The sequence below is a fragment of the Nocardia sp. NPDC101769 genome, assembly GCF_044766925.1.
Taxonomy (GTDB): Bacteria; Actinomycetota; Actinomycetes; order Mycobacteriales; family Mycobacteriaceae; genus Nocardia.
The window spans coordinates 1-1,746 of the sequence record NZ_JBIWMX010000131.1 but is presented as its reverse complement, the minus strand read 5'-3'; the positions used below and the strand labels follow the sequence as shown (position 1 = coordinate 1,746).

Here is a 1,746-nt window from a genome sequence, read left to right as displayed (position 1 = left end):
AAGACCTCCGATGCGATTAGTGGTCAAGCCGCTGAGCGTGTCGGAGGTGTGTCGTGGGTGGGCCCGAACGCTTTGGAAGGGTCGAACTTCTGGCCGGATTGCAGGCAGTGATGGAGCTGGCCGAGCATCTTGTTGAACAGATGTCGTAGTGCGGCTGTGTGTCTGCTTCCGGCCGCGCGCCGGCGTTGGTAATGCTCGCGGGCGGGGCCTTGGTTGACGGCCGCGGCAAAGGCCCAGATCCAACCTGCCGCGGCCAGGCGGTCGTTTTTGATGCGCCGGTGGGTGATGGAGATCGATTTGCCGGAAGCCCGGGTAACGGGGGCTGATCCGGCATATGCCTTCAATGCTCGATCGGTGGCGAATCTCGTGCGGTCGTCGCCGATTTCGGCCAGGACGCGGGCTCCGGTGAGGTCGGCCAGGCCCGGGAAGCTGGTGACGATCGCGTAGTCGGGGTGCTTTCGGAATTCCTCGGCTGCAGCCTGTTCCAGGTCGTCGGCCCCAGTGCAGGCGGCATCCAGAGTGGCGAGCAGGGCCAGGGCCTGGCGGCCCATCGCCTTCTCGATCAGGCTCGGTTGCCGCAGTTGCGGAGCGTGCAGGCCTTCGATGATCTCGGCGGCCAATGCCTCGATGCCGCGCTGTCGTCCCGCGCGGCGCAGCGCGGCCGCAACGCGGGTTTTGGTGAGCTTCAACGCATGTGCGGGAGTCGGAGCCAGTGCCAGGATCGCGCGCGTTTCGGGCCGGGCGAGGTTGGTGGCCGACTTCCCTGCGAAGGTAGCCAGGAAGCCCGGGTAGTACTCGCGCAGCAGCGAACGCAGCTCGTTGCCGGCTTTGGTGCGCCGCCAGACCGCGTCCTGCTGAGCGCGCGCCAGCACCGCGATGGACCGAACGAGTTCGGTATCGGCGGGCAGGCGTCGATGGTATTCGCTGTCGACGCGGATGATGTTGGCCAAGGTCATGGCGTCGACGTGGTCTGATTTGGCGCGGGTCATGGAGTGGCGTTCGCGGTAGCGGGCGACGGCCATCGGGTTGATCGAGTAGACCGGCCGGCCGGTGGCGCGCAGCGCGGCGACCATCAGCCCGCGCGGAGTTTCGATCGCGACCGGAATCGGGTCCTCAGCAGAGTCGCCGGCCTCGCCGAGCAAGACAGTGAGGTCGGCGAGTCCGGTCGGATCGTCGGCAATTCGTCTCTTGGACACGAGTTTTCCGTCATCGTCGATAATCGCGATGTCGTGATGGCCTTCGGCCCAGTCGATTCCGCAGTATCGGCGCATCCCGGTCTCCCTCGTGTCGAGTGTTTCCGCAGGTCCAAGACCTCGGCGAGAACGCGCAGCGCCCTACTTACGAGCCTCTGTGGGCTTGCCTCCGATGAGCTGTTCGCGATCCCAGCGCACTCACACGGCACCTGTCTTCCGTAGAGCTCAGAGCTCCCGAGTAGTGGGATGTCTGATCGTGTGAGCAGGCTCGAACCACGAGCAATTCGTTCCGGCGCCTGCGACTGGACGGGGCATCGATCGATCACCCGTCCAGCCGCCGCGCCCGCCGCTTGCGCCCACGGTCTTGCATGAGAACTCGAGGTTCACGAGATTTGTAGGGGTCGTGCGGCAAGTACCCGGTTCGGCCCACGGGGGTCGAACCGGCGAACACCTGACCGGACAAGGCGAACGCCACGCCTTTAGGGAGGTCTCATCGACCAAGGGGAGCCAGAGGTATCTCGCCTTGCCTGATCAACCGTTCGAAGATAAGTAG

General features: G+C 65.2%; 1 protein-coding gene. It reads right to left on the bottom strand.

The window, feature by feature from the left end; translation table 11 throughout:
- Positions 1–23: 23 nt before the first annotated feature.
- A complete protein-coding gene (locus ACIRRA_RS45945; protein ID WP_402782455.1) occupies positions 24–1,271 on the bottom strand; it encodes an IS110 family transposase in 1,248 nt (415 codons plus the stop codon).
- Positions 1,272–1,746: the final 475 nt, after the last annotated feature.